18 protein-coding genes, 2 rRNA genes and 1 pseudogene are annotated in these 19,866 nt (G+C 66.1%); 12 read left to right on the top strand and 9 right to left on the bottom strand.

The genetic code is table 11. From position 1 onward, the window contains the following. The first annotated feature begins 93 nt into the window (after positions 1-93). Together CAP37_RS00105 and CAP37_RS00100 are read left to right on the top strand one after the other, a co-directional pair. Positions 94-567: an Lrp/AsnC ligand binding domain-containing protein gene (locus tag CAP37_RS00105; protein ID WP_086122288.1), complete on the top strand. Its 474-nt coding sequence runs from the start codon at positions 94-96 to the stop codon at positions 565-567. A gap of 50 nt (positions 568-617) precedes the next feature. Then, positions 618-1,160, top strand: a complete 543-nt coding sequence (locus CAP37_RS00100) for a DUF3617 domain-containing protein (RefSeq protein ID WP_086122287.1) — start codon at positions 618-620, stop codon at positions 1,158-1,160. Here the strand turns inward: CAP37_RS00100 and CAP37_RS00095 are convergent. Then, positions 1,144-1,860: a YggS family pyridoxal phosphate-dependent enzyme gene (locus CAP37_RS00095; RefSeq protein ID WP_086122286.1), complete on the bottom strand. Its 717-nt coding sequence runs from the start codon at positions 1,858-1,860 to the stop codon at positions 1,144-1,146. The two genes, CAP37_RS00100 and CAP37_RS00095, sit on opposite strands and share 17 nt — an antisense overlap. A 39-nt stretch (positions 1,861-1,899) precedes the next feature. Here CAP37_RS00095 and CAP37_RS00090 point away from each other — a divergent pair, with 39 nt between their 5' ends. The 3 genes from CAP37_RS00090 to CAP37_RS00080 all read left to right on the top strand — a co-directional run bounded on the left by CAP37_RS00090 (position 1,900) and on the right by CAP37_RS00080 (position 5,222). Beyond that, positions 1,900-2,943, top strand: coding sequence for a type IV pilus twitching motility protein PilT (locus CAP37_RS00090; RefSeq protein ID WP_086122285.1), 1,044 nt, complete (start codon positions 1,900-1,902; stop codon positions 2,941-2,943). A 114-nt stretch (positions 2,944-3,057) separates the two neighbouring features. Next, on the top strand, positions 3,058-4,194 hold the full coding sequence (locus CAP37_RS00085; RefSeq protein WP_086122284.1) for a PilT/PilU family type 4a pilus ATPase: 1,137 nt from the start codon (positions 3,058-3,060) through the stop codon (positions 4,192-4,194). A 125-nt stretch (positions 4,195-4,319) separates the two neighbouring features. Continuing rightward, the gene (locus CAP37_RS00080) at positions 4,320-5,222 is read left to right on the top strand and encodes an NAD(P)-dependent oxidoreductase (protein WP_086122283.1); all 903 of its coding nucleotides are present in this window, start codon (positions 4,320-4,322) and stop codon (positions 5,220-5,222) included. A 9-nt stretch (positions 5,223-5,231) separates the two neighbouring features. Here CAP37_RS00080 and CAP37_RS00075 read toward each other — a convergent pair whose 3' ends face one another. The 3 genes and pseudogenes from CAP37_RS00075 to CAP37_RS00065 all read right to left on the bottom strand — a co-directional run bounded on the left by CAP37_RS00075 (position 5,232) and on the right by CAP37_RS00065 (position 6,934). After that, positions 5,232-5,879 (bottom strand): BON domain-containing protein, encoded by a 648-nt coding sequence (locus CAP37_RS00075; RefSeq protein WP_256926837.1) that lies wholly within the window; start codon positions 5,877-5,879, stop codon positions 5,232-5,234. Continuing rightward, positions 5,876-6,498: pseudogene (locus CAP37_RS00070) on the bottom strand (SIS domain-containing protein). Before CAP37_RS00070 ends, CAP37_RS00075 begins: the two are co-directional and overlap by 4 nt. A 28-nt stretch (positions 6,499-6,526) precedes the next feature. Further along, positions 6,527-6,934, bottom strand: coding sequence for a YraN family protein (locus tag CAP37_RS00065; protein WP_086122282.1), 408 nt, complete (start codon positions 6,932-6,934; stop codon positions 6,527-6,529). Between CAP37_RS00065 and rsmI the strand changes: the two genes are divergently transcribed. After that, positions 6,934-7,851, top strand: a complete 918-nt coding sequence (gene rsmI, locus CAP37_RS00060) for a 16S rRNA (cytidine(1402)-2'-O)-methyltransferase (RefSeq protein WP_086122281.1) — start codon at positions 6,934-6,936, stop codon at positions 7,849-7,851. The two genes, CAP37_RS00065 and rsmI, sit on opposite strands and share 1 nt — an antisense overlap. Before the next feature lie 3 nt (positions 7,852-7,854). Here rsmI and CAP37_RS00055 read toward each other — a convergent pair whose 3' ends face one another. After that, a complete protein-coding gene (locus tag CAP37_RS00055) occupies positions 7,855-8,202 on the bottom strand; it encodes a hypothetical protein (protein ID WP_179190092.1) in 348 nt (115 codons plus the stop codon). 208 nt (positions 8,203-8,410) lie between these two features. Between CAP37_RS00055 and CAP37_RS00050 the strand changes: the two genes are divergently transcribed. The 4 genes from CAP37_RS00050 to CAP37_RS00035 are packed head-to-tail and all read left to right on the top strand — an operon-like array spanning position 8,411 to position 13,388. After that, positions 8,411-9,031: a DUF502 domain-containing protein gene (locus tag CAP37_RS00050; RefSeq protein WP_086122280.1), complete on the top strand. Its 621-nt coding sequence runs from the start codon at positions 8,411-8,413 to the stop codon at positions 9,029-9,031. Positions 9,032-9,037: 6 nt separating this feature from the next. Then, the gene (locus CAP37_RS00045; protein WP_086122279.1) at positions 9,038-11,725 is read left to right on the top strand and encodes a bifunctional acetate--CoA ligase family protein/GNAT family N-acetyltransferase; all 2,688 of its coding nucleotides are present in this window, start codon (positions 9,038-9,040) and stop codon (positions 11,723-11,725) included. Next, entirely contained in the window at positions 11,722-12,345 is a 624-nt protein-coding gene (locus CAP37_RS00040; protein ID WP_086122278.1) for a protocatechuate 3,4-dioxygenase, read from the top strand. Before CAP37_RS00045 ends, CAP37_RS00040 begins: the two co-directional genes overlap by 4 nt. After that, a complete protein-coding gene (locus CAP37_RS00035) occupies positions 12,345-13,388 on the top strand; it encodes a metal-dependent hydrolase (protein ID WP_086122277.1) in 1,044 nt (347 codons plus the stop codon). Before CAP37_RS00040 ends, CAP37_RS00035 begins: the two co-directional genes overlap by 1 nt. Here CAP37_RS00035 and CAP37_RS00030 read toward each other — a convergent pair. Both CAP37_RS00030 and dinG read right to left on the bottom strand, forming a co-directional pair. Further along, the gene (locus tag CAP37_RS00030; RefSeq protein ID WP_086122276.1) at positions 13,372-13,839 is read right to left on the bottom strand and encodes a CopD family protein; all 468 of its coding nucleotides are present in this window, start codon (positions 13,837-13,839) and stop codon (positions 13,372-13,374) included. The two genes, CAP37_RS00035 and CAP37_RS00030, sit on opposite strands and share 17 nt — an antisense overlap. 24 nt (positions 13,840-13,863) lie before the next feature. Then, positions 13,864-16,134, bottom strand: coding sequence for an ATP-dependent DNA helicase DinG (gene dinG, locus CAP37_RS00025; RefSeq protein WP_179190091.1), 2,271 nt, complete (start codon positions 16,132-16,134; stop codon positions 13,864-13,866). A gap of 139 nt (positions 16,135-16,273) precedes the next feature. Here dinG and CAP37_RS00020 point away from each other — a divergent pair, with 139 nt between their 5' ends. Both CAP37_RS00020 and CAP37_RS00015 read left to right on the top strand, forming a co-directional pair. Next, entirely contained in the window at positions 16,274-17,716 is a 1,443-nt protein-coding gene (locus CAP37_RS00020; RefSeq protein ID WP_143435861.1) for a sorbosone dehydrogenase family protein, read from the top strand. Between the two features lie 285 nt (positions 17,717-18,001). Beyond that, complete coding sequence (locus CAP37_RS00015; protein WP_256926836.1) at positions 18,002-19,117, top strand: patatin-like phospholipase family protein; 1,116 nt, start codon at positions 18,002-18,004, stop codon at positions 19,115-19,117. 111 nt (positions 19,118-19,228) lie between these two features. Here CAP37_RS00015 and rrf read toward each other — a convergent pair. Together rrf and CAP37_RS00005 are read right to left on the bottom strand one after the other, a co-directional pair. Next, positions 19,229-19,341 (bottom strand): 5S ribosomal RNA (rrf, locus tag CAP37_RS00010). 177 nt (positions 19,342-19,518) lie between these two features. Next, positions 19,519-19,866, bottom strand: a 23S ribosomal RNA gene (locus CAP37_RS00005); the annotation flags it as partial.

Here is a 19,866-nt window from a genome sequence, read left to right as displayed (position 1 = left end):
AAAAGGGCCAAGTGTTGTGAGTGTGCGTATGTTGAATCGGATACTCACGAGTTTTTCACCATTAAGCTAGCCTCAGACTGGATAATTCACTTCATGAATTCCACCGAAGCCAGCCTCGATCGCATCGACCTCAAGCTGCTCAAGCTGCTGCAAGCCGACGGCCGCATCACCAACCTCAAGCTCGCCGAAACGGTGGCGCTCTCACCCACGGCGGTGCTGGCGCGCACTCAGCGGCTGCAGCGCGACGGCTACATCCTGGGTTACGAAGCAAGGCTCAACCCGCTCAAGCTGGGTCGCGGCATGATGGTTTTCGTGGAGGTGCTGCTGGACCGCACCACGCCCAATGTGTTCAACGAATTCAAGGCCGCCGTGCACGTGCGCGACGAGATCATGGAATGTCACATGGTCGCCGGCGGCTTCGACTACCTGCTCAAGACCCGCATGGCCGACATGGCCGCCTACCGCGAGTTCGCCGGCAACGTGCTCTGGCAGCTGCCGGGCGTGCGGGAGACGCGCACCTATGCGGTGATGGAAGAAGTGAAGGACAGTGCGCGCTTGCCGCTTTGACAAGCCGTCGACTCGACGCAGAATACCGGGCATCCCTCTCTGGAGTCACCATGAAACGTCACGCCGCCCTGCTTCTGTGCACCCTCGCTGCCACCCCACTCGCCCATGCCCAGAGCACCAAGCCCGGCCTGTGGGAAATGACGCAGAAGATGGGAGGCAACGCCGAGATGGACCAGGCCATGGCGCAGATGCAGAAGCAGATGGCCGGCATGTCGCCCGCAGAGCGCAAGATGATGCAGGACATGATGGCCAAGCAAGGCGTGACCGTGCCGGCGCCGGCAGCTGGTGGAGGCATGAGCATGAAGATGTGCATCACGCCCGAGATGGCGGCGAAACAGGAAATGCCGGTGCAGACAGAAGGCGATTGCACCACCACTGTCACCTCACGCAGCGCCAACGTGGTGAAGATGAACTTCGTGTGCAGGAACCCGCCCTCCAGCGGCGAAGGCACTTACACCTTCGAGGGCGACAGCGCCTACACCATGAAGATGCTCATGAAGACGACCCACCAGGGCAAGCCGCAGAACGTCACCATGGACGGTCAGGGCAAGTGGCTCTCGGCGAACTGCGGGAACGTCAAGCCGCTGAAGTGACCGGGCGCTGGCGGCTGCCGAAAATCGAGCGCCCCACGCGAACCATGGTCGAACCCGCCGAGATGGCAGCCTCCAGGTCGTCGCTCATGCCCATGGACAGGGTGTCGATCTCGAAGCCCCCCGCACGCAACTCGTCCCACAAGGCGCGTGCGCGCAGGAACACCGCGCTTTGCGCCTCGAAATCCGCAACGGGTTCGGGAATGCACATGAGGCCGCGCAAACGCAACCGCGGCAACTCGCTCACGGCGCGCGCGAGGGCCGGCAGCTCTTCGGGCGAGACGCCGGACTTTGTGGGTCCGCCATCCACGTTGACCTGCAGGCATACCTGTAGGGGTAGCAGGTCGGGTGGGCGCTGCTCGCTCAGGCGCTCGGCGATCTTCAGCCGATCCACCGACTGCACCCAGTCGAAGTGACTGGCCACCAGGCGGGTCTTGTTGCTCTGCACCGGTCCGATGCAGTGCCACTCGATCGACAGAGGGGTGGGGGACTCGCGCAGAACGAGGATCTTCTCCACCCCTTCCTGCACGTAGTTCTCGCCAAAAGCGCGCTGGCCGGCAGCCTGCGCCTGACGAACGGCGTCGGGGCCGAAGGTCTTCGATACGGCCAGCAGCGTGACCTCGTTCACATCGCGTCCGGCCTCTCTACAAGCGCGCGAAACACGGCTCCGTACGGTATGGAGGTTGCCTTCAATCGTCGTCATAATCTGCCGTCATTACCCAACCAAACAGGGACCCCCGGGATGGACATCACCCAACTGCTGGCCTTCAGCGTCAAGAACAAAGCGTCCGATCTTCACCTCTCGGCTGGTCTTCCACCCATGATACGGGTGCATGGCGACGTGCGACGCATCAACGTCGAACCCCTGGACCACAAGGCGGTCCACGGCATGGTGTACGACATCATGAACGACAGCCAGCGCAAGCAATACGAAGAATTTCTGGAGTGCGATTTCTCGTTCGAGATCGAAGGCCTGTCTCGTTTTCGCGTCAACGCGTTCAACCACAACCGGGGTGCCGGCGCGGTGTTCCGCACGATTCCCAGCAAGATCCTCACGCTCGAACAACTCAACGCGCCCAAGATCTTCGGTGACCTCGCCCTGCGCCCACGCGGCCTGGTGCTGGTGACCGGCCCCACCGGCTCGGGCAAGTCCACCACGCTGGCCGGCATGGTCAACCACCTCAACGAAACCGAGTACGGCCACATTCTGACGGTGGAAGACCCGGTGGAGTTCGTGCACGAGTCCAAGAAGTGCCTGGTGAACCAGCGCGAAGTCGGCCCGCACACACTGAGCTTCGCCAACGCGCTGCGTTCGGCGCTGCGTGAAGACCCAGACGCCATTCTGGTTGGCGAAATGCGCGACCTGGAGACCATTCGCCTCGCCATGACCGCGGCAGAAACCGGCCACCTGGTGTTCGGCACCTTGCACACCTCGAGCGCCGCAAAAACGATCGACCGCATCATCGACGTGTTCCCGGCGGAAGAGAAAGACATGGTCCGCGCCATGTTGTCCGAATCGCTGGTGGCGGTGATTTCACAAACGCTGTGCAAGAACAAGGACGGCTCGGGCCGCGTGGCTGCGCACGAGATCATGCTGGGCACCAGCGCCATCCGCAACCTGATCCGCGAAGGCAAGGTGGCGCAGATGTATTCCGCCATCCAGACCGGCAACAGCGTGGGCATGCAGACGCTCGACCAGAACCTCTCGGAGCTGGTCAAGCGCAACGTGATCAGCCCGGCGGAAGCTCGCGGCAAAGCCAAAATTCCAGAAAACTTCCCAGGCTAAGCATGACGGCCCCCACGCTCCACCGCTGCGCGGGTCGCTGCCCCCCAGGTGGGCTGGCCTTGCTTGGGGCGGCCCGACGCGGCGGCCCTCGCATCTGATCAAAAGGACCCTTTCATGGAACGCGACCAGGCATCCAAATTCATCAACGACCTGCTGCGCCTCATGCTCAGCCGGACCGGCAGCGACCTTTTCATCACAGCCGACTTTCCACCCGCCATCAAGGTGGATGGCTCGGTGGTCAAGGTGTCGCCCCAGCCGCTCAACGCCACGCACACGCTGTCGCTGGCGCGCGCCATCATGAACGACAAGCAGGCGGCCGAGTTCGAGCGCACCAAGGAGTGCAACTTTGCAATCTCACCGCCCTCGATCGGTCGCTTCCGTGTGAGCGCCTTCATCCAGCAGGGCAAGGTCGGCATGGTGCTGCGGACCATTCCCGCCGTGCTGCCCACCATCGACCAGCTCGGCCTGCCCCAGGTGCTCAAGGACGTGGTACTTTCCAAACGCGGCCTGTGCATCCTGGTGGGCTCCACCGGCTCGGGCAAGTCCACATCGCTGGCGGCCATGGTCGACTGGCGCAACGAACATACGCACGGTCACATCATCACCATCGAAGACCCGGTGGAATTCGTGCACCCGCACAAGAACTGCGTGGTCACGCAGCGCGAAGTGGGTCTGGACACCGACAGTTGGGAAGCTGCGCTCAAGAACACGCTGCGACAGGCGCCCGATGTGATCCTGATGGGCGAGATCCGCGACCGCGAGACCATGGAGCACGCGATCCAGTTTTCGGAGACCGGCCACCTCTGCCTGGCCACTCTGCACGCCAACAGCGCCAACCAGGCGCTGGACCGCATCATCAACTTCTTCCCCGAAGAGCGCCGCAGCCAGTTGCTGATGGACCTCTCGCTGAACCTGCGCGCGCTGGTTTCCCAGCGCCTGGTGCCGCGCCAGGACAACAAGGGGCGCCATGCGGCGGTGGAGATCATGCTGAACTCGCCGCTGATCTCCGACCTGATCTTCAAGGGCGATGTCGCCGAGATCAAGGAGATCATGAAGAAGAGCACGCAGATGGGCATGCAGACCTTCGACCAGGCGCTGTTCAACGCCTTCGAGGCCAACCTGATCACGCTCGAAGACGCGCTGCGCAACGCCGACTCGCTCAACGACCTGCGTCTGCAGATCAAGCTCAACAGCCAGCGTGCAAAATCGCTCGATCTGGCTGCGGGCACCGAGCACCTCACGATTGTGTAACCCCCCCGCGCCGAGATTGACCCACCCCCGCGCCGCGCCTGCGGCGCGTCACCCCCTCAAGGGGGCAATGCCTGCGGCCCGGCGAAGCCGGTTCCGCGGCATTTCTCGAAATTGAAAGCACCTCCATGTCCAACATTGCTGATCGCACCTACGAATCCACTCCCTCGCGCCGTGTGGCGTTTCTTGGCCTGGGTGTCATGGGGTATCCCATGGCCGGGCATCTGGCTAGGGCGGGGCATTCGGTAACGGTCTACAACCGCTCGGGCGGCAAGGCGGTGGCGTGGGTGGCGGCGTTCGGTGGTTCGAGCAAGTCCACGCCGCGTGAGGCAGCTCAGGGTGCCGACATCGTGTTTGCCTGTGTGGGCAACGACGAAGACTTGCGCTCGATCACGCTGGGTGCCGACGGCGCCTTTGCGGGCATGTCGGCGGGTGCCGTGTTCGTCGACCACACCACCGCGTCGGCCGACGTGGCGCGTGAGCTGCATCGCGCGGGCAAGGCGCTGGGCATTGCGTTCGTGGATGCGCCGGTGTCGGGCGGTCAGGCCGGCGCGCAGAACGGTGCGCTCACGGTGATGTGTGGTGGTGACGCCGCCGCGTTTGAATCGGTGAAGCCGGTCGCCATGGCGTTCTCGCGCGCCTTCACGCTCATGGGCGAGAGCGGTGCGGGCCAGCTCACCAAGATGGTGAACCAGATCTGCATCGCCGGACTGGTTCAAGGCCTGTCGGAGGCCATAGCCTTCGGCCAGAAGGCCGGGCTGGACATGAACCAGGTGCTTGATGTGATCGGCAAGGGTGCGGCGCAAAGCTGGCAGCTCGACAACCGCGGCAAGACCATGGTGGCTGACAAGTTCGACTTCGGCTTTGCGGTCGACTGGATGCGCAAAGACCTCGGGCTGGTGCTCGACGAGGCCAAGCGCAACGGCGCGCGCCTGCCGGTGACGGCGCTGGTGGACCAGTTCTATGCCGACATCCAGGCGGCAGGCGGCAACCGCCTGGACACCTCCAGTCTCATCAAAAGACTGAAGTAGCCGCCTTACTTACTTGGCAGGTGCCGGCTGCGTCTGCGTGCCGGCGAGTTCGGCTTCGGTGACGATCTCGAACACGCGCACCACGCGTGCAACGCCCGAGGTGTTGCGCGCGAGGTCGGTGGCGCGATCGGCCTCCCGCTGCGTGACGCGGCCCATCAGGTAGACGGTGCCACGTTCGGTGACCACCTTGAACGCGCTGGCGGAAATGTCCTTTGCGTCCACGAGGCTGGCCTTGAGCCGGCCAGTGATCAGCGTGTCGGTGGCGCGCTCCTTGAACGACGGGCTGGAGGTCACGCCGAGCTCGTTGATCACTTCCTTGACGTTTTCCACCTGCGAAACGATCTGCCCGACCTGCGTCTTGATCGCCTCGTTCGACGCTTCACCGGTCAGCAACACACGGCGGTTGTAGCTGCTCACGGCCACGCGCGCACGGCCTTCCCCCAGCTGATCGCTCACGCGGTTGCCGGCGCGCAGTTCGATGCCTTGATCGTCGAGCTGAGCGCCCGGCGTGCGGCGGTCCACCACGACGAGGGCACCCGTGGCAGCGCCCGCCACCATCAGGGGCGCACAGGCGGACAGCGTGGCACCCAGAGCCACCACGGCCAGGCCGATGGCCATGAGCCGGTTCAGGGAGCGGGGTTGATGAAACAGGTTCATGAGGAACTCTCCAGGTGAGGAATGGAAGCATCGGGCAGGCCCAGCAATTGGGCATCCACGCCGTCGCAAATGCAGTGCAGCACCAGGTGATGCACTTCGAGGATTCGGGCTGGCAGCTCGTGCGGCACGCACAGGTGCACGTCGGTGTCGCGCAGTTGCAGCGCCAGCTGACCGCCGCGCGCGCGCCTGTGAGCGCCACCACGGTCATTTCGCGCTCGTGTGCGGCCTCCACAGCGGCCAGCACGTTGATCGAATTGCCGCTGGTCGACAACGCCAGCAGCACATCGCCGGCCTGGCCGAGTGCGCGCACCTGGCGCGCAAACACCGAGCGGGCATCGAAATCGGTGGCGATGCCCGTGAGCACGGCTGCATCGGACGAGAGCGAGAACGCAGCAAGCTCGGGGCGTTCGCGGTCGTAGCGGCCGATGAAGCTGGCGGCGAAATGCTGGGCCGCCGCCGCCGAAGCGCCATTGCCACAAGAGAGCACTTTGCCACCACCGGTGACGCTGGCGAGCACGGCACCGATGGCCGCCTCCACCTGTGGGGCCAGCGCTTGCGCGCACTGGTACTTCAGGTCGGCGCTGTCAATGAACTGTTGTTGAATGCGTTGCAGGAGCATGGCGCGATCATAGCGGTGGGGGGTTGTATCAAAATGCGCCCGATGCATCAAAAGCTGCGCGCAGCCAGTCGATGCGCTCGCCTTCGAGCAGCACCACATCGAAGCGGCATGGAGGCTCTGAGCCAAGCCGCAGCAAAAAGTGCCGCGCCGCGAACACAATGCGACGCTGCTTGATGCCGGTGATGCTGGCGCCGGCACCGCCCCGGCTGGCACTGGCCCTCTGGCGCACCTCCACGAAGACCAGCGTGCCGTCGGGCTCGCGCATAATCAAATCGACTTCGCCGCCACCGCGCCCGGGCGTCCTGAAATTGCGCTGCACCAGCGCGAGCCCATGGCGACGCAGATGGGCCAGGGCGGCATCTTCGGCGGCATCACCCCGCGCCTTGGTCGTCGTTTCGGGCTTCGGCGACTGCCCCTGATTTCTGGAACTCCACATTGTCGGCAAGCACTCCATCCCTGTTGCAGGCCGCCCGCGAGGCGGCGGCGCACCAGCATTATCCGCAGGGCGCGCTCTACATGGTCGCCACCCCCATCGGCAACCTGGCCGACATCGGCCTGCGCGCCTTGCAGGTGCTGTCGATGGTGGACACGGTGGCCTGCGAGGACACGCGCCACACCGCTTCGCTGCTGCAGGGTTACGGTCTGCACAAGCCGCTGCTGGCGCTTCACGAGCACAACGAAGCCGAAGCCGCACAGACCGTGCTGCTGAGGTTGCGCGAAGGCCAGCGTGTGGCGTACGTGAGCGATGCCGGCACTCCCGGCGTGAGCGACCCCGGTGCGCGGCTGGTGGCCGCAGTGAACGCCGCCGGCCTGCGCAGCGTGCCGGTGCCAGGCGCGAGCAGCATCACCGCCTTGCTCAGTGTGGCGGGCCACAGCGGCTGGGACGGCCGCTTCGTGTTCGCCGGATTTCTGTCGAGCAGGGCCGCCGAGCGGCAACGCGAAGTGCGTGAGCTGGGTGAAGATCCGCGCGCCTGCGTGCTGCTGGAGGCGCCACACCGCATCGAAGCGCTGGCGAAGGACCTCGGCGCCCTGGGTGCGCGCCGGCTCACCGTGGGCCGTGAGCTGACCAAGCAGTTTGAAGAGGTGGCGCAACTGGCGGCCGAGGATTTCACGGCATGGCTTCAGGCCGGCGCGCACCGCACGCGCGGCGAGTTCGTGCTGATGGTGCATCCACTGGACGCCAGTGGCGAAGCGGGCGAAGGGCCCGACGCTGCGAGCCTGCGCACCCTCGATCTGTTGCTGGCCGAATTGCCGCTGAAGACCGCCGTGCGCCTGTGCGCCGAGATCACGGGCCAGCCCCGCAACGCGCTATATGATGCCGCGCTCGCGCGCCGGCAGCCAGACCCTGAATAAGCCTTAGTGAATGACCCGGGCCATCGGGTCGGCGCCGTTGCGGCGCTGTGGCGCCTCCACCGGCTCGGGCACTTCGGTCGCTTGCACATCGACCACATCGCCCATGGGGCGGCCTGCGCCGCCCGGGGGCCACATGCCTTGCGTGTAGCGCTGCGAGGTCTGGCGGAATCGGGTGAACACCACGGAAGGGGTCGGCCTGCGACCGGTGACGATGGCCCACAGCGACAGGGCCAGCACCAGCACCAGCGTGGCCAGCAGCAGGCTCAGCACAAAGACCAGGGCCACCAGGCCCAGCGCCAGCTTGAACACGCCGCGCACCAGGCGGCCGAAAAAGTCGAAAATTTCGTTCATGGATGAAAGAGGCCCGGGGCCAGCAGGAGTTCCAGAACTGGCGCGCACGCCAGGCATTTCTGCCTGAAAACCGGTTTTTCGAGGCAAACGGCAAGCAGTTGCGGCCATTCTGCCGCTTTGCAAGCCGACGGGCCAGCGCCGCCCCTCGGCTGATATGCTCATTCACGATTGCGAGCCGCCTGCGCCCGCGCCTCCTATTGGGTCTCCCATGAAACCGATCTACCAGTACTTTTTTCGTGGCCTGATCACGTTCCTGCCGGTGGCGCTCACCGTCTGGGTGCTGTTCATCTTCGTCGCCTGGGTCGAGTCGGCCGCCATGTGGCTGATCCGGCCCATCATTGGCGATTTTTACCTGCCTGGCCTGGGCATCGTGCTGGGCGCGGCCATGATCGTGGGCCTGGGCTTTCTCATCTCGCAACCTGGCACCGCGCGCTGGCTTGCCTACCTCGAGCTGCCGTTCACCAACCTGCCGGTGGTCAAGAGCATCTACTCATCGCTCAAGAGCTTTGCCGACTACTTCTCGCCGCACAAGAAGGAGGCCCAGCAGCAGGTGGTGGTGCTGCGCATGCCGGGCAACGAGATGTCGATTGTGGGCCTGGTCACGCGCCAGAACATGGACGGCTTGCCACCCGGCCTGGCCGAACTCGATCAGGTCGCCGTCTACCTGCCCATGGGCTACATGATCGGCGGCTACACCATCTTCGTGCCAGCCAGCTGGATCACTCCCATCGACATGTCGGTGGAAGAGGCCATGCGGTCGTCCCTGCTGGCCTGGATGGCCACTTCGCGCGCGCCCGAGTCCGTCGAATCCATCGATCCCAGGATCTGAAGCACCATGAGCATTCGCCACCTCGACGCTCTCTTCGCCCCGTCGTCGGTGGCGGTGATCGGCGCATCCCTTCGCCCGGCCAGCGTGGGCGGCACGGTCTGGAGAAACATGAGCGCAGGGGGCTACAAGGGGCACCTCTACCCGGTCAATCCCAGGCACGCCGAGCTGGACGGCGTGCCCTGCTTCAAGCGCCTGGCCGACCTGCCGCAGGCACCCGAACTCGCCATCATCTGCACGCCCGCCACCACCGTGGTGCCACTCATCACCGAACTGGGCGCACTGGGCACACGCGCGGCCATCGTCGTCACGGCCGGGCTGAGTGCCGCGCAAAAGCAGGCCATGCTCGATGCAGCCCGTGTGCACACGCTGCGCATCCTCGGGCCCAACTGCATCGGCATGCTGGTGCCGCACCTGGGCCTGAACGCGAGCTTTGCGCACCGCGATGCTTTGCCGGGCGAGCTGGCGTTTGTGTCGCAGTCGGGCGCGCTGGTCACCGCCATGCTCGACTGGGCCGGCTCGCGCGGCATCGGCTTCTCGCATTTTGTCTCGCTCGGCGAGCGTGCCGATGTCGACTTCGGCGACATGCTCGATTTCCTTGGCAGCGATGCCAACACCCGCTCCATCCTCCTCTACATCGAGAGCATCGACGCACCGCGCAAGTTCATGTCGGCCGCGCGCGCTGCGGCACGCAACAAGCCGGTGATCGTGGTCAAGGCGGGCCGTTCCGCTGCTGGCCAGCAGGCCGCCGCCTCGCACACCGGCGCCCTCGCCGGATCGGACGCGGTGTTCGACGCGGCCATAGCGCGCGCCGGCATGCTGCGGGTAAACACACTGCAAGATCTCTTTCTCGCGGCCGAGACGCTCTCGCGCTTTCGCGACAGCCGCGCCGAACGCCTGATCGTGCTCACCAATGGCGGTGGGGCCGGTGTGATGGCCGCCGATGCCGCCGCCACCGAAGACGTGCCGCTGGCCGAGCTCGATACCGACATGAAGGCGCGGCTGGATGCGGTGCTGCCGGCCAACTGGTCGCATGCCAACCCGGTGGACATCATTGGCGACGCGCCGGCCGAGCGCTACGTGGCCGCCCTGCAGGCGCTGGCAAGCGATGAAACCAGCGCCGTGCTCTTCATCCACGCGCCCACCGCCATCGTGCCCAGTCTGGAGATTGCGCAGGCGCTGCTGCCGCTGGCCACCGCCACGCCGCAGCGCATGCTGGGCTGCTGGCTGGGGGATGCGGCGGTGGCCGAAGCGCGCGCGCTGTTCCGCGGCGTGGGTGTGCCGGATTTCAACACCCCCGAAGACGCGGTGCGCGCGTTCTCGCTGCTCACCACCTACCGCCGCCACCAGGAGGAGCTGCTGCAGACACCGCCTGCGCACAGCGCGGCGCGCCCGGTGGACCTGCCGAGAGTCCGCGCCATCGTCGAAGGCGTGCTCACCAGCGGGCGCGAGCTGCTCACCGAGCCGGAAGCCAAAGACCTGCTGGCCGCCGCTGGCCTGCCCGTGGTGCCCACGCGTGTGGTGGCACCCGAGGCCGCCGCCGCCGTGGAAGCGGCCAATGCCATGGGTTACCCGGTGGCGCTCAAGATCCTCTCGCACCAGATCACGCACAAATCCGACGTGGGTGGCGTGCGCCTGAACATCGGCAGCGCCGCCGAGCTGCACGAGGCCTGCGCCACCATGCTCGCGCGCGTGAAAGAACAGCAGCCTGACGCCACCGTGCAAGGCTTTACCGTGCAGCCCATGGTGCGCAAGAAGCACGCGCACGAACTCATCATCGGGGCCAGCGTGGACCCGGTGTTCGGCCCGGTGGTGCTGTTCGGCCAGGGCGGCGTGGCGGTGGAGGTGCTGGCCGACCGCGCGCTCGCGCTGCCGCCGCTGAACACGCCGCTCGCGCTGTCCCAGATTGCCCGCACCCGCGTGGCCAGGCTGCTGCGCGGTTACCGCGACGAACCCGCCGCCGACCTCGACGCGATCGCGCAGGTGCTGGTGGCGGTGTCGCAACTGCTGGTCGACGTGCCCGAACTGGCGGAGCTCGACATCAACCCGCTGCTGGCGAACCACGAAGGTGCGGTGGCGCTGGATGCGCGCGTGCGCGTGTCGGCCGCTCGCCCCGCCGGTGCTACGCACTTCGCCATTCAGCCCTATCCGCAGGAGCTTGTAGAAACCTTCACCTGGCAAGACCAGGTGCTCACGCTGCGTCCGATCCGCCCGGAAGACGAAGCACAACACCGCTCCTTTCTGGAGAAGCTCGACCCCGAAGACATCCGCCTGCGCGTGTTCTACAGCCGCCGCACCATCGAGCACAGCGAGCTCGCCCGCCTCACCCAGATTGACTACGCGCGCGAGATGGCCTTCATCGCCACGCGCATCGGGCCGGGCAACGCCGAAGAAACCCTGGGCGCGGTGCGCGCTGCCGTCGACCCGGACAACCACACCGCCGAGTTCGGCGTGATCGTGCGTTCCGACCTCAAAGGCAGCGGCCTGGGCCACCGGCTCATGAACAAGATGATCGAGCACCTACGCGCGCGCGGCACGCAGCGGCTGGTGGGCACGGTGCTGCGCGTGAACACCGGCATGCTGGAACTTGCGCGCGCGCTCGGCTTCCAAGAGTCGAGCAGCCCCAGCGACCCAGGCGACCACGAGGTGCGGCTGGTGACGCTGGACCTTCAATCCCCCGCCGAGCCCGCGCCATGAAATCCATCCCTGCACGCCGCCTCTTCATCGCCAGCGCCGCGGCGCTTGCCGCTCCCGCCTGGCTCTCGCCCGCGCTGGCGCAGGCGCGCAACCTGCGGCCCACGCCCAGCCAGACCGAAGGCCCGTTCTACCCGGTGAGCCTGCCAGCCGACAGCGATGCCGACCTGCTGAAAAACGGCAATGTGGCTTATGGCAAAGGCCAACCGGCCTGGGTGGAAGGCACAGTGACCGACCTGGGCGGTGCGCCGGTGTCGGGCGCGGTGGTGGAGATCTGGCAGTGCGACCACGCCGGCCACTACCACCACCCCGGCGACGGCGGCCGCGCCGATCCGGCTTTCCAGGGCTTTGGCAAGGTCACGGTGGGGCGCGACGGCCGCTACCGTTTCCGCACCCTGAAGCCCGTGCCCTACAGCGGCCGCACGCCACACATCCACGTCAAGGTGCGGCTGGACCGCAGGGAGCTGTTGACCACGCAGCTGTATGTGGAGGGCGACCCCGGCAACGATCGCGACTTCCTCTGGCGTCGGCTCACCGACGAAGGACGCGCTGCGCTCACAGTGCCGTTCGCGGCCAGCAGCGACGGCGTGCGCGCCACGTTCCCCATCGTCGTGCAAGCCTGATGGACTCGCTCACGCAGATTGCGCTGGGCTCGGCCGTGGGCGTGGCCGTGATGGGGCGGCGCACCGCCGTCTGGAAGGCCGCGCTGTGGGGCGCGGTGGCCGGCACCCTGCCCGACCTCGATGCCTTCATCGACCACGGCGATGCCATCCAGAACATGACGCGTCACCGCGCCGAGAGCCACGCGCTCTTCGTGCTCACGCTGTTTGCGCCGGCGCTGGCGTGGATGGTTTCACGCATCCACAGCGAGGCCGCGCTGTTCAAACGCTGGTGGCTCGCGTTGTGGCTGGTGCTCATCACGCATCCGCTGCTCGACGCCATGACGGTCTACGGCACGCAGCTGCTGCAGCCCTTCACCGACTACCCGTTCGGCGTAGGCAGTGTGTTCATCATCGACCCGCTCTACACAGTGCCACTCATCGTGGGCGTGGTCGCTGCGCTGCGCCTGAAATCGGTGCGCGGCCTGAAATGGAACGCTGTGGGGCTGGTGCTGAGCACGCTCTACCTCGGCTGGAGCGTGCTGGCGCAGCAGCAGGCCACGCAGGTGGCACGCGCATCGCTGCAGGCTGAAGGCATCACACCCTCGGGCCTGCTGGTGACGCCGGCGCCGTTCAACACCGTGCTCTGGCGGCTGGTGGCCACCACGCCCACGCAGTACCTGGAAGGCCACTACTCGCTGCTCGACCGGGAGCCGCGCATCGTGTGGTCGGTGCACGATCGCGGCGCGACGCTGATGGAACGCTACAAGGACGATCCCAACGTGGCGCGCATGGCCGCCTTCACACACGGCTTCCACAGCGTCTCGCAAAACAACGATCGTCTGTACGTGACCGACCTGCGCATGGGGCAGGAGCCCAGCTACACGTTCCGATTCGATCTGGGCACCGAAGCGGCGCGCGCCAACGGTGGGCACCTCCCCACGCTCGATGGTTTTCGCCCCGACATCGGCACCGCCCTGCCCTGGCTGTGGCGCCGCATTCGCGGCGAGCAGCTTCCGTCGCCGCTGGTGCCGCCGGCCACGCCGCGTTTCACATCGCCAAAGTGATGGCGATGATGAACACGCCGATGGCGAGGTTGATGGCAACCCAGGTGCGGATGGACGCGAGGGCCGCGGCGCCAGCAGGCCAGTCGCTCGCCTTCACGGCGCGGCCGAGGCGGTTGAAGAGCGCGAAACGGATGTGGCCAAAGATCGCGATCATCACGATGCCAAGCGTGGCCATGATGGTCCAGTCCATCGGCATGTTGAATTCCAGTCCGGCCTGAACCGATTCCTTCGCCACCCGGCCGATCATCCACAGGCCGGTGGCGAGCACCAGCAGCACCACCACCAGCACCGCCGTAAAGAAGCGTTTGAGCACGCCATGCATGAGGCGGATGCGCAGCGGCGGTTCGAGAAACTGTACCGCCGGGCGCAGGAAGAAGTGGGCGAACACCATGCCGCCGACCCACACAACGATGGCGAGCACGTGAATCAGCTGGAGGATGGCGTAGATCATGGGTGGGGGGTTTCTCAGGTGAGGTCAGACGTCCTGCAGCGTACCGTCGGGACGGCGCTGTTGCAGACGGTAAGGCGGAAGGCCTTTGAGCATGCGCCTTCCGTACGATTGGCGCAACAGCCGGGCATCGTAGCAAACCACCACCGCTTCATCGGTCTCGCTGCGCAGGGCACGGCCGGTCCATTGCAGCAGGCGCGCGCCGGTGGCGGGCACCACGAGTTCGCTGAACGGGTCGCGCCCCTGGCCCTTGAGCCAGTCGGCACGCGCCTGGCCCACCGGGTCGCTCGGCGAGGCGAACGGCAGCTTGGTGATGAACACCCACTCGCACAGCTCGCCAGGCAGATCGAGCCCTTCGCCGAATGACTGCAAGCCGAACAGGATGGACGCACCGCCCGCCTGCACGCGCTCGGCATGGCGGCGCAGCAGCAGGGTGCGCGAGGCATCGCCCTGCACCATCACCACGTCGCGCAATTCAGCGTGTGCACCACGCTCCAGCAGCGCCTGCGCCTGGCGCATCTGCACGCGCGAGGTGAACAGCACCAGCGCGCCGCACTTCACATCGCGCAGATCGACCATGAGCGCGGCGAGCATCTCGCGCGTGTAGGCCTCCACGTTCTTCGGGTCGGCTTCGGTCTGCACCACCACCAGGCGCCCTTGCCGCGCGTGGTCGAACGGGCTCTGCACTTCGCGCGCGGCCACGGCGTCGTCGAAGGCCAGGCCAGACTCGGCAAGGAAGTGATCGAAGTTACCGCAGGTGACGAGCGAGGCCGAGGTGACCACCGCCGCGCGCACCTGGCTCCATAAATGGTTGCGCAGCAGGCTGCCTGGCTGCAGCGGGCAGGCGTGTGCGGAGAGCGTGACGAGGCCGTGGCTCACGCCCGCCTCGAGCCACTTTGCCAGGGGCGGCTGGCCGTCGCCACTGTCCTGCAGCCACAGCGTCGCCGTTTCCTGCGCGCTCTGCAGACGCGGCGCGAGCACGCCCAGGCGGCTGTAGAGCTTGGCGCAGCGCGCGGCATCGCCGGGGTTGTCGCGCGCGTTGGCCTTGAGCTGCGTGGCCAGGGCTTCAAACACCTTGAGCAGGGCGCTGGCATTGGCGTGCAGCTTCGCCACCGTCTCGCGCCAGCCCGCAGGGAGCTGGCCGCTTTCGAAGCGGTCGACCGTCTCGCGTTCTGGCTGAGCGCTCCCACCCCGTTCGGGCTGAGCCTGTCGAAGCCCAGGGCGTTCCGTCAGCGCCCCGATGCGCTGCATGCCCAGCCGCGCCAGTTCGGTCTGCGCGCTTTTCAGCTCCTTCGCCAGCGACGCCACATCGGCGGTGGGCTTGTGCTCCAGTGCGCCGGCCACCTCTTCCACCGCGCGCGGCAGGCGATCCAGCCAGCGGCTGTTCATGAGGTCCATCGACGCGGTGAACTGACCTTGCGCCACACCCGGCAGGTGGTGCGCCTCGTCGAACACCACATAACAATCCTGCGGCGCGGGCAACGCGTGCAGGCCCAGCGTGGAGAGCAGCAGGTCGTGATTGACGACGATCACCTGAGCCTGCGCCAGCTTCGCGCGCGCCTGGTAGTAGCTGCAGCTGTTGTAGCTGGGGCAGTGGCGAGCGGTGCAGCTGTGGCGCTCGGCCGCCACCGGTCCCCACAGGCCGCCATCGGGTGGGTCGTCGAGTCGGTCGCGGTCACCGTCCCAGGTGCCGCCATCGAGCTCGCTGGCCCACTGCGTGTATTGCACGCCGCGCTCTTTCCAGCGTGCGCTCGCGTCCGCGCTTGGTGCGCCTTCGTCGCCCTCGAACAGATCGGCGCTGGCCGCGTCGCCGCCGCTCAATTGATCGAGCTTGAGCCGGCACACGTAGCGCCCGCGCCCCTTGGCCAGCGCAAAGCTGAAGGGCTGCGGCAGCACGGCAGCAAGTGCTGGCAGATCCTTGGCCATGAGCTGCTCCTGCAGCGCCACGGTGGCAGTGGAAATGATCACGCGCTTCTGCTGCGCCAGCGCCAGCGGGATCACGGTGGAGGCATAAGCCGCCGACTTGCCCACGCCCGTGCCCGCCTGCACCACCGCGATGCCGCGCGCCGGCAGGCCTGCATCGCCGCTCACCGCGGCATCACCCGGCGTCACGCCTGAGAGCGTGTGCGCAATGTGCGCCGCCATTTCACGCTGACCCGGCCGCGCGCGGTAGCCGGGGGCCTTGGCCACCACGTGGTCGAACGCCGCCAGCGCAATGGCCTCGCGCGCCAGCGGACCGGTGGGCAGGGCTTCGTTGGGGGGCGTGGCGGCGGCGGCGGGCTCCAGGGCGATGGACATGCGGGCTTCAAAAGGCAAAGCGCGATTGTCCCAGACGCGATGCCCTCACCCGGGCCATTGGTTGCACAGCGCACAGACACCCAGGGGACATGGGAACTACGTTCGAGCCAATCCCTTATTGACCACCCAGGAGCGCCCGATGGTCTTGTTACCCCACAACCCGCACGCTCGCGTTGTTTCTTCCACCGTGCTCGCCATCGCCACGGTCGCGCTCGCCGCCTGCGGCGATACCGCGAGGCTGCAGGTAGACAGCGGCTACGGCCCCGATCCGCAACTGCCCGAGCCCGTCACCACCACGATCCCCACTGTGAAGGTGGCCGCGGCTCAACCCTGGCGCGAAGGACAGACACCCACGCCCGCTGCCGGCACCACGGTGCGCAAGTTCGCCGGCCAGCTCGATCACCCGCGCTGGGTACATGTGCTGCCGAACGGCGATGTGCTGGTGGCCGAAACGAACGCGCCCAAGCGGCCCCTGCGCGACGAACTGTTGGGCATCAAGGGCAAGGTGATGGGCTTCGTGATGAAGCGCGCGGGCGCCGCCACACCCAGCGCCAACCGCATCACCCTGCTGCGCGACGCCGATGGCGACGGCACCGCCGAAACACGCTCGGTGTTTCTCGACAACCTGAACTCGCCCTTCGGCATGGCGCTGGTGGGCAACGAACTCTTCATCGCCAACACCGATGCGGTTGTGAAGGTGCCCTACCAGACCGGCGACACCAAAGCCAGCGGCCCCGTGACCAAGGTGGCCGACCTGCCGGGCGGCGACCTCAATCACCACTGGACCAAGGGCCTGATTGCCAGTGCCGACGGCAGCCGGCTCTACGTGTCGGTGGGATCGAACAGCAACGTGGCCGAACACGGCATGAACCACGAGGAAGGGCGTGCGGCCATCTGGGAATTCGACCGCGCCACCGGCAAGGGTCGGATATTTGCGAGCGGCCTGCGCAACCCTGTGGGCATGGCCTGGCAGGGCAGTGTGCTGTGGACTTCGGTCAACGAGCGCGACGAACTGGGTTCCGACCTGGTGCCCGACTACATGACCTCGGTGCGCGACGGTGGCTTCTACGGCTGGCCCTACAGCTACTACGGCCAGCGCGTGGACACACGGCCGCAACCGCCCCGGCCGGATCTGGTGGCCAAGGCTATCAAGCCCGACTACGCACTCGGCAATCACACGTCGTCGCTGGGTCTGAGCTCGGCGCAGGGCAACAGCCTCGGCGGCGGTTTCGCCCCCACCGGTATGTTCGTCGGCCAGCACGGCTCGTGGAACCGCAACCCGCCCAGCGGCTACAAGGTGATCTACGTGCCCTTCTCGGACGCACAGCCCATCGGCCCGCCGGTGGACGTGCTGACCGGGTTCCTCGACGACAACGGCAAGGCGCTCGGCCGCCCGGTGGGCGTGGCGATCGACCGCAAGGGCGCCTTGCTGGTGGCCGACGACGTGGGCAATGTCATCTGGCGCGTGGAGGGCCCCAACACGCTCACTACCACGCCAACCCCCATGCCGGGCGCGGCGCCCGCGCCCATGGCCGAGCCGGCGGCGTCGATGCCCGAGGTCCCGGCTTCCGCGCCGGGCTGACGCGGCGGGCCCAGCCTTCGGGTCGCCGCCGTGGAACGCCGCGCGCTGGCCTCAAGCAGGCCAGCGCCGAGCTCCCCCTCGGCTTAGGTGTGAACCACGCCGCCGGAAACAGCGCCTGCGTGATTCACACCGGCGCCTGTTCAAAGCTACCGCTCTCCACGCCCTGCGCGAAGGCCCGCGCGGTGCGGGGTCAGGCCAACGATAGACAGGTCACGCCCGCCGAGTAGGCACACTGTCGGCGCGGTTGCCTATGTCCAGGCGAACGTTTGAACGGATCGGCGGTTCATGCTGCAATCCACCACCATGAGCCAGACCAAACCCCGCCCCCGAAAGAACCCGGCCACTTCCACGAAGATTCCGATCGATCTTGCCCTGCAGGGCGGTGGCTCACACGGCGCCTTCACTTGGGGCGTGCTCGACCGCCTTCTGGAAGACGAAACACTCGAGATTGCGGCCATCAGCGGCACCAGCGCCGGCGCCATGAACGCCGTCGCGCTGGCCGCGGGCCTCATGGAGGGCGGTCGCGACGGCGCGCGCCGAGTGCTGCGCCAGTTCTGGGAACGCGTGGCCGAACTATCCCCCTTCCACCGGTTGCAGAACAGCCCGCTTGGCGCGCTGCTGGGCCCCGCCAACGAATGGCTGATTCCAATGTTGAAGCCGTGGACGGATCCCATCAAACAAGCCGCCGAAGCGATGGGCAGCCAGTTGTCTCCCTACCAGTTGAACCCGCTCAACCTCAATCCGCTGCGCGACATCTTGCGCGACACGGTGGACTTTGATCGCGTGCGCCAGTGCCACAAGACCCAACTCTTCGTCGCCGCCACCCAGGTGCGCACCGGCGCGCTGCGCATCTTCGGCCAGCACGAGCTCACCGCCGACATGGTGCTGGCCTCCGCTTGTCTGCCCTTGCTGTTCCAGGCCGTAGAGATCGACGGCGAAGCGTACTGGGACGGCGGCTATGCGGGCAATCCCTCGCTGCTGCCCTTGGTGGAAGAACGCCGTGCCGACGACATGCTGCTCGTGCAGATCAATCCCACCCAACGCGATAGCGTGCCCGCCAGCGCGCGGGATATTCTGGACCGCATCAACGAAGTCACCTTCAACGCCAGCCTCGTCAAGGAAATGCGCAACCTCGCCCTGATGAAACAACTCATCGGCGACAAACCCCAAAAGAACAGCCCTGAACTCTTCAAGCAACTGCAACGCCTGCGCGTGCACTTGATCGACGGCGGCGCTTCATTGGCAGGGCTGGGCGCGGAGAGCAAGACCAACACCCAGTGGGTGTTCTTGTCTCAACTGCACGAGCTGGGGCGTGAGGCGGCGGCGGGGTGGCTGAAGGCGCACCGGCGGGATCTGGGGAAACGGAGCAGTTTTGACTTGAGCTCGGTGCTACAGGGATAACGCCCGGTTTCGAGCCGCGCCAGGAACGGGTATGCACTAATTCGGCACCCCAAAAGGCCCAAACCCCCAAGCACCTGTGGGCACTTGGGGGTTTGGGGGGCTGGATTAAGAGCCTGACGATGACCTACTTTCACACGGGAACCCGCACTATCATCGGCGCAAAGGCGTTTCACTGTCCTGTTCGAGATGGGAAGGAGTGGGACCACCTTGCTATGGTCGTCAGGCATAACTGGGTGACCGGGCTGTGCGGATGCACGGCCTGGTCGAATTCATAGAGCTTCGAATCAGCTGATTTTGATTGCTGCCAACGTCATGGGGGCAACTGTGTTGCGTGCCATGAGGGCATAACATGACTTTTTCAGTCGGATGACATTTGACTTTGATGTTTTCATCAAAGTTATAGGGTCAAGCCGCACGAGCAATTAGTACTGGTTAGCTTAACGCATTACTGCGCTTCCACACCCAGCCTATCAACGTCCTGGTCTTGAACGACTCTTTAGGGGGCTCAAGGCCCCGGCAGATCTCATCTTGGAACGAGTTTCCCGCTTAGATGCTTTCAGCGGTTATCTCTTCCGCACTTAGCTACCCGGCAATGCCACTGGCGTGACAACCGGTACACCAGAGGTGCGTCCACTCCGGTCCTCTCGTACTAGGAGCAGGCTTCCTCAAATCTGCAGCGCCCACGGAAGATAGGGACCAAACTGTCTCACGACGTTTTAAACCCAGCTCACGTACCTCTTTAAATGGCG

It is taken from the genome of Hydrogenophaga sp. IBVHS1, from assembly GCF_002127265.1.
In the GTDB taxonomy this organism is placed as follows: domain Bacteria; phylum Pseudomonadota; class Gammaproteobacteria; order Burkholderiales; family Burkholderiaceae_C; genus Hydrogenophaga.
The sequence above is the reverse complement of the archived record's forward strand: the minus strand, read 5'-3'. Positions and strand labels throughout refer to the sequence as shown.

Excerpts from the sequence above, each read along its gene's own strand:
- CAP37_RS00105 (WP_086122288.1), top strand. The coding sequence starts at position 94 with ATGAATTCCACCGAAGCCAGCCTCGATCGCATCGACCTCAAGCTGCTC.
- CAP37_RS00100 (WP_086122287.1), top strand. The coding sequence starts at position 618 with ATGAAACGTCACGCCGCCCTGCTTCTGTGCACCCTCGCTGCCACCCCA.
- CAP37_RS00095 (WP_086122286.1), bottom strand. The coding sequence starts at position 1,860 with ATGACGACGATTGAAGGCAACCTCCATACCGTACGGAGCCGTGTTTCG.
- CAP37_RS00090 (WP_086122285.1), top strand. The coding sequence starts at position 1,900 with ATGGACATCACCCAACTGCTGGCCTTCAGCGTCAAGAACAAAGCGTCC.
- CAP37_RS00085 (WP_086122284.1), top strand. The coding sequence starts at position 3,058 with ATGGAACGCGACCAGGCATCCAAATTCATCAACGACCTGCTGCGCCTC.
- CAP37_RS00080 (WP_086122283.1), top strand. The coding sequence starts at position 4,320 with ATGTCCAACATTGCTGATCGCACCTACGAATCCACTCCCTCGCGCCGT.
- CAP37_RS00075 (WP_256926837.1), bottom strand. The coding sequence starts at position 5,879 with ATGAACCTGTTTCATCAACCCCGCTCCCTGAACCGGCTCATGGCCATC.
- CAP37_RS00065 (WP_086122282.1), bottom strand. The coding sequence starts at position 6,934 with ATGTGGAGTTCCAGAAATCAGGGGCAGTCGCCGAAGCCCGAAACGACG.
- CAP37_RS00055 (WP_179190092.1), bottom strand. The coding sequence starts at position 8,202 with ATGAACGAAATTTTCGACTTTTTCGGCCGCCTGGTGCGCGGCGTGTTC.
- CAP37_RS00050 (WP_086122280.1), top strand. The coding sequence starts at position 8,411 with ATGAAACCGATCTACCAGTACTTTTTTCGTGGCCTGATCACGTTCCTG.
- CAP37_RS00045 (WP_086122279.1), top strand. The coding sequence starts at position 9,038 with ATGAGCATTCGCCACCTCGACGCTCTCTTCGCCCCGTCGTCGGTGGCG.
- CAP37_RS00040 (WP_086122278.1), top strand. The coding sequence starts at position 11,722 with ATGAAATCCATCCCTGCACGCCGCCTCTTCATCGCCAGCGCCGCGGCG.
- CAP37_RS00035 (WP_086122277.1), top strand. The coding sequence starts at position 12,345 with ATGGACTCGCTCACGCAGATTGCGCTGGGCTCGGCCGTGGGCGTGGCC.
- CAP37_RS00030 (WP_086122276.1), bottom strand. The coding sequence starts at position 13,839 with ATGATCTACGCCATCCTCCAGCTGATTCACGTGCTCGCCATCGTTGTG.
- dinG (WP_179190091.1), bottom strand. The coding sequence starts at position 16,134 with ATGTCCATCGCCCTGGAGCCCGCCGCCGCCGCCACGCCCCCCAACGAA.
- CAP37_RS00020 (WP_143435861.1), top strand. The coding sequence starts at position 16,274 with ATGGTCTTGTTACCCCACAACCCGCACGCTCGCGTTGTTTCTTCCACC.
- CAP37_RS00015 (WP_256926836.1), top strand. The coding sequence starts at position 18,002 with ATGCTGCAATCCACCACCATGAGCCAGACCAAACCCCGCCCCCGAAAG.